Origin of the sequence: Pandoraea captiosa (assembly GCF_902459775.1) — a bacterium.
GTDB lineage: Bacteria > Pseudomonadota > Gammaproteobacteria > Burkholderiales > Burkholderiaceae > Pandoraea > Pandoraea captiosa.
Genome location: NZ_CABPSQ010000021.1, coordinates 38,323 through 44,749, shown reverse-complemented (window position 1 = coordinate 44,749; position 6,427 = coordinate 38,323). Strand labels below are relative to the sequence as shown.

General features: G+C 61.5%; 3 protein-coding genes. 2 read left to right on the top strand and 1 reads right to left on the bottom strand.

Annotated elements, in window-relative coordinates; all coding sequences use genetic code 11:
- Positions 1 to 75 precede the first annotated feature (75 nt).
- Positions 76 to 1,236: an autotransporter outer membrane beta-barrel domain-containing protein gene (locus tag PCA31118_RS26215; RefSeq protein WP_150627861.1), complete on the top strand. Its 1,161-nt coding sequence runs from the start codon at positions 76 to 78 to the stop codon at positions 1,234 to 1,236.
- A 742-nt stretch (positions 1,237 to 1,978) separates the two neighbouring features.
- Positions 1,979 to 4,993 (top strand): autotransporter family protein, encoded by a 3,015-nt coding sequence (locus PCA31118_RS26210; RefSeq protein WP_174990611.1) that lies wholly within the window; start codon positions 1,979 to 1,981, stop codon positions 4,991 to 4,993.
- A 131-nt stretch (positions 4,994 to 5,124) separates the two neighbouring features.
- Here the strand turns inward: PCA31118_RS26210 and PCA31118_RS26205 are convergent, their stop codons facing one another.
- Entirely contained in the window at positions 5,125 to 6,189 is a 1,065-nt protein-coding gene (locus tag PCA31118_RS26205; protein ID WP_044456508.1) for a porin, read from the bottom strand.
- Between the last annotated feature and the right edge of the window lie 238 nt (positions 6,190 to 6,427).

Sequence of the window (6,427 nt, the reverse complement as noted above, 5' to 3'; positions counted from 1 at the left end):
TTATAGTCCGCTGTTTTCTAAGGAAATTCTGGTCGGGGTGAGAGGATTCGAACCTCCGGCCTCTACGTCCCGAACGTGGTGCAGTATCTGGCGGCGGACGGCGCTTATCGCGCGAACGAACGGGCCGTGCTGGCGTCGGTCGACGGTATCACCGTGGGCGATCTGACGTCCGGGCGGATCGGCGGCAAGGTGCTCGCCGAAATGGCGCTGCAAACGGCAGGCTCCGCCGAGCAACGCCGCGCAGCAAGCCTGCTCTCGGGCGAATCGCTGCTGAACAACGCCACGGCGGCACAAGGGGCGAACATGGCGTTCCAGCGCGGCATGCAGGCGCGCATGCTCGCGGGCGGCGCCATGGTCGACGACCGCACCGCCAACGGTGCCCGTGTCGACGCGCGCGGGATCGCTGCATGGGCGTCTTTCTCGGGGGGCAACACGCGCCAGCGCGGCAACGCCCTGTCGTTCGACGTTCGCGGAATCGACGGCGCCATCGGCGTGGACAAGCGCATTGGCCACGACACGGTCATCGGTGCTTCGGTGGGCTTGGGCAATCAGCGCTCGAAAGCCGATGGCATGCCCGGCGAATCGAAAATCAACAGCGTCAGTCTGGGGTTCTACGGTTCGCATCTGAACGACGCGAACATCTTCGTGGGCGGCGGCCTGTCATACACGAATCACAGCGTGACGACCGAGCGCACGGTCGCTGCGCGCAGCGCGTCCTCGCGCCTGTCGGGCAAGACCGGTGGCAACACGTTCGGGGCGTTTGGCGAGATCGGCAGACGCTTCGACGTGGCGGGATTCAACGTCGATCCGTCGATGGGCGTGCGCGTTGCCTCGACGCGTCTGCATGCGTTTGACGAGACGAGTCGCGATAGTGCCGTTGGCAACGACGGCCTGCGCGTCGGTGCGCAATCGCAAACGTCGGTGCGTAGCGTGCTCGGTGTACGTGTCTCGCGCGACGTGTTCGACTTCGACGGCGGCAAGCTCACGCCGACGCTGCGTCTGGCCTACGAGCATGAATTCGGCAATACGCAGAGCAGCCTGACGAACACGCTTTACGGCGCGCCCCGTGCGTTCCATGTGAAGGGGCCGACCTTGGGACGGGATGTTCTCACCGCCGATCTCGGCGTCGATCTTCAGTTCAGGAAGCGGTTCGACGTGCATGTAGGCGGTAACGTGAGCGTACGTCGGGGCGAAAGCGCAGTCGCCGGGGCGGTGTCTGCAAGATACCGATTCTGAGCTTGCTGTCGCCGGGCAGGCCCTGATGGTTGACGCCAGTGAGGGCCTGCGCCGTCGAGGCCACAAGACAACCCATCGAGTCCGGGAGGGCCCGATGGGTTTTTTGTTGTTCGTTTTCGTTGCCTGCGGGCACTCGGGGCACGATGCATACGTAAGGAAAAGCCTCAATCGTCGTGATTACCCGGTCGCGTCCGCGCACCCGTTTTTGCTGCGTTTGGGATAGGGAGATGGTAATGAGATATGTGAATGAGCGATTTTTGAAAAAAGAAAATTATCCTTTTGTAATTTGACGTTGATTTAATAAAGATTGATGCCGATGGGTTAAGTATCAAAGCGATATTGAATAACGAAGATTGAGATAAGTCGACTCCTAGAATTTGCCGGAACGATGGTGGCTTTCAAGTCGCCGTCTGAAGCGTGATGAGGGAAATCATCATTTGAGGCGAATTGAAAAAGGAGTTGTCCAATGCAAGGGAACCGTCCGAAGTCTAATACTCGTTGTCAGACAAGGATCTGCTTGGCTGTGGCGGCGGTGGTGATGGCAGGGACGCCGGTGTATGCATTTTCTCAAGCGCCCCAAAATGGTTGGGAGAATGAAAAGGAAGCGAGAGTCAATGATCTGAATGCGAAAGGCGAAATTGCGAGCAGGAATGCGGAAGAAAAAGAGAATTATAAAAAGAGTAACGATGTATTGCAGGATTATGGTGGTCGGATAAAGATCGTCATGACGAGCTCCGAGTCCGTGGATAAAAAGATTGCATTGCTCAAGGAGCTTGCGAAAGTCATCAAGGAAAAAGCGGATGCCCTGGCAAAAGGAAATCCGCCGGCCTGGGACAGGCAATTGGCAACGGACCTTGATAGTTTGTCGAAAACGATGAACGCGGTGGGAAAAAGCGGCGACACATTCGACGAGACAACGAGAAACGCGCTCCTCGGGGAGCTTTCCAACAACGACGGGAAATGGCACGACGCCAACAAGGCTTTCAATACCGCCGAGCGCGAAAAGGCACTGATCGCATACAAGCGAGACCGGTGGAATGCCGTCAGCAGCGAAACCGACCTCGATACGCTCAAGGCGACCTATCAACTGAACGCCGCCACCACCGACGCGGCCAAGAGTGCAGACGGTGTCCTGACGTGGAACGACAAGAACCAGATCGACTTCAAAAGCGAGAACGTGCCGGCGCCGGGCGAGACGTTCATCGGCAAGGACGCCACGCTGGAAATCACGTCACGCTCGGGAGACATGTCCGACGCCGTTGCCGGGGCGCAAAACGCCACGCGGGATGTCGGCACGCTACGCGCCATCGAAGACGCCAGGCACACGGTTCTGGTCAACGAAGGCACCCTGAACGTGCATCGTGGCATCGAGGGCGATGCCTCGCTCACCGTCGCTGTGGGCACCAACGGGGCACTCAACTTTGCTGCGGGCAAGGGTGTCGACCCGAACGCTGAAGGGATTGCGCTCACGGCAGGCGCCACACAGGGAAAACCGTTCGACGAGGGCGACAAGGGCGGGCAGATCGCCTTTCAGGAAGGCACGAGTGCGGGTGGCGCCAAGATTATCGTGGCCAAGCATGGCGAACTGAATTTCGAGAAGGGATCCGATGCGGGCCACAGCAAGATCGCGATTCTCAAGGACGGCGTTGCCGGCTTCCACGAGGCCGACGCCCGGAATGCGGTCATTTCGAACGATGGCGCACTGGGCTTTCTCAAGGCGAAAGTCGGCGATGCCGACATCGAGAACCACAAGGGCGCGATCGTCGTTTTTCATGACACCGCGCTGGACCGGGTGCATCTGCACACTGCCGGGACGACCAACCTGTCCGGCGCCACGACGGCTGATTCGGCAACCGTCGAGATGGATGGCGGCGTGCTGACGCTCGCGGACACGAAATCGTCAGGCGCGCCGGACACCATCAACGTCGTGACGATCGGATCGCTGTCCGGGACGGGCGAGGTTGTCACTGCCGGTAAAACGCTCAAACTGGGCGCGCTCAATCGCGATGACATGTTCGGCGGCAACATTCACGGCGGTGCCGTGGCGGAACACGGCGCCCACGTGGCCAAAGTCGGCACCGGTCACCTCGTTTTCAGCGGGGACCAGCGCGGCATCAATACGTTGAACGTGGAGAACGGTACGCTCACCGCTGCCCACCGGAACGCGCTCGGTACCGGGTTGCTGACGCTCTCCGAGCCCGCCACGATCTCGCTCGCCAATGACGTCTACGACGTCAAGAAATTCGAGAACGCCGGCACGCTCAGGCTCAACGGTTACAAGCTCGTGATCGATTCCTACGAGTCCAACGGCGACAAGGCCAAAATCCTGTCCGACGCCAGGAAAGACGCTGACGGTATCCAGCGCGGCACGCTGGAAGTGAACAAGGACGGCGATTTCACGAAAACGAAAATCGTGCTGCGGCCCGCCGACGCGTCGGTGACTCCCGAAGAACTCTACGAGAAGAAGATTCAGGTCGTCGTTCCCGGCAAGGACGCCAACGTGAAACTTGGCGAAGTCGACTACGGCAGTATCCCCACGCGACCGGACGACGACGGCGGCGGCGACGACGGTTCGGTCATCATCGACCCGAACAAGAGCATCGGCTTCCTCGATCCCAACGCACCCTACACGGGCAGCGAGCAGGGCGTGCTCGCGTCGCTTCAGGGTGTCACGCTCAACGACATCGTCTCAGGCCGTGTCGGGGGAAGCGTACTCGGGCAGATGGTCCTGTTGCCCGCCGGTTCCCCCGAGCAACGGCGCGCCGCGCGCATGCTCTCCGGCGAATCGCTCGTGAACAATGCTGCCGCAGCCTACAGTGCCGCCGACGCATTTCGCGCCAGCATGCAGACCCGCATGCTCGCCGGGGGCTCGATGCCCGATTGCAACACGACTGCGGGTCAGCGTGCCGGGGACAACGGGACGGCCATCTGGGGAGCGTTCAAGGGAGCGGGCGCGAGTCAGGAAGGCAACGGCATGGCCTTTTCCACCAGCGGCATCGACGGCGCCTTCGGTGTCGACCGGCGACTCAATCGCAACGCGCTGATCGGTGCATCGTTCGGTCTGGGCACGCGAACGTCGAGGGCGAACGATCTGCCCGGCGATACGAGCATCCGAAGCGCCAGCGTCGGCCTCTACGGCTCGTATCTGAGTGATGCGCGGTGGTTCGCCAACGGCGGCGTGTTCTACAGCAACCACAACGTGACGAGCGATCGGAGCGTCGCTGCGCGTGACGTCGCGGCGCGCGTGTCCGGCAAGACCGGTGGCCGTACCCTTGGCCTCTTCGGGGAAGTCGGGCAGCGCGTGATCGCGGGCGGGATGAACGTCGATCCCTTCCTCGGCATGCGGCTCGCTTACACCCGGTTGGGCGGCTACGACGAAACCGACCGCGACGCCGGTCAGGGAAACAACGGCCTGCATGTCGGCCCGCAGGTCAGCAACTCGCGGCGCATCGTCGCCGGTGTGCGGCTGTGGCGCGAACTCGTCAACACGGCAGGCGGCAGCGTGATCCCGTCGTTGCGTCTGGCCTACGAACATGAGTTCGGCGATACGCAGGGTAGTGTGACGAACGCCATCTACGGCGCACCGCGCGCATTCACCGTCAGCGGTGTCAAACTCGGACGCGACATCTTCACGGCAGACCTCGGGGCCGATATCCGCGTGACCCGGCAACTCAACATGCACGTTGGCGGCAATCTGAGTCTTCGTGCCGGTGAGACGGCCGTCGCGGGCGGCGTCAGCGCGAAGTACCGCTTTTGACGTACTTCCGGACGTACCGGCTTCGGAAGGCGGCGCCCGAGGGCCATCGACAAAAACAAACCGCCCGGCGAGTTCCGGGCGGTTTGTGGTTGGGCGAATGATGCGTGATGACGGGGGGTCGCCGTGGGGCCTCAGAATGAATGCGAGATCCCGATGTACGCGCCCGTCTGACTCTTGCCGGCGGGCGGGTTGTCGAGCGAATCGCTGGGAATCGCGGCGACCGAGAAGCTCTGGTTGGCGCTGTTCTTCACGTAGGCGATGGTGCCGTAGAAGAAGGTGCGCTTCGAGAGGTTGTACGTCGTCCCCAGTTCGAACATGGTGGCGTGCCCGAAGCCACCCGGCACGTTTACGTGGTACACGGCGGCATTCGCCGCCCACACGGGGGTCGCCTGATACTTCACGCCGGCCCAGTAGTGATCGGCGCGCGTAGCGAAGTCGGGCGCGGGGGCATCCGGCGCGGCCATGTGCGTGTAGCCCAACGAAATTGTGAAGCGGTTCAGAAACACGTTCGCGCCTGCGAAATACTCGCGCGACGTGGCGAAAACGTCGGTAAAGCGGCCATTGGTGTCGCGGATTTCGTCGTACAACGCGCGCAACTGGAATCGGTCGTGCGTATAGGTCAGTTGTGCTCCCATACCGCGTCCGTTATTGAACTGGCCGGCGATGTTGGAGAACGCGTACTGGCCCACGACATCGAAGCCGTACCAGTTCGGGCTCTGATAGTTCACGGTGTTGCTCGCCTGCGGCCAGTTACGTCCGCGTACGAGCGATGCCGACGAGAAAGCCTGCTGCTGGAACGGATCGAAGTCCCAGACCCCGTTGCTGATGAACAGGTTGCGACCGAGTGTCAGTTGCCCCCAGGAGCGCGAATTCAGACCCACCAACGCGCGGCGATCGAACAAGGAACCCGAGCCGTTATTGTTGAAGCCGTTCATCAACTGGAAGCCGGCTTCCAGGTTGAATACGGCATGCAATCCACGCCCGAGATCCTCATAACCGCGCAGGCCGAACAGGCTGGTGCCGTAGTCGCCCCCTTGTGCGCTCCAGCGCGAGGCAGTGCCTCCGTTGCCGTCCTGTAAATTGTTCATGAACTGAAAGCCGCCATCGACGCGGCCATAGAGTTGCACGCTCGATTGCGCGTGCGCGAACGTGCCGATGCTGCAAAGCAGGCTCGCTGCAATGAGCTTCTTCTTCATGATCTGCTCCCCAGGTTGCGTTTTGCCCCGCACCTCTTTGCGTGGTTATGACCGTCGTCGTCGCGCCTCGCCCGAGTGGGGGCGGCACGCGACATCGTCGGAAAAGCCTGAAATTTCGTTACGAGTGACGAGAAATCGGCAAGCGGGAACGCCGGGGCAACGGGCGCCGCATGGGGGAATGCGGCCGGTTGCGAGTGATGCCGTCACGCTCTGGTATTCAGAGATCGTATTCATGGCA

What these genes read in the sequence shown, in the direction of transcription:
- PCA31118_RS26205 (WP_044456508.1), bottom strand. Translation starts at nt 6,189, where the DNA reads ATGAAGAAGAAGCTCATTGCAGCGAGCCTGCTTTGCAGCATCGGCACG.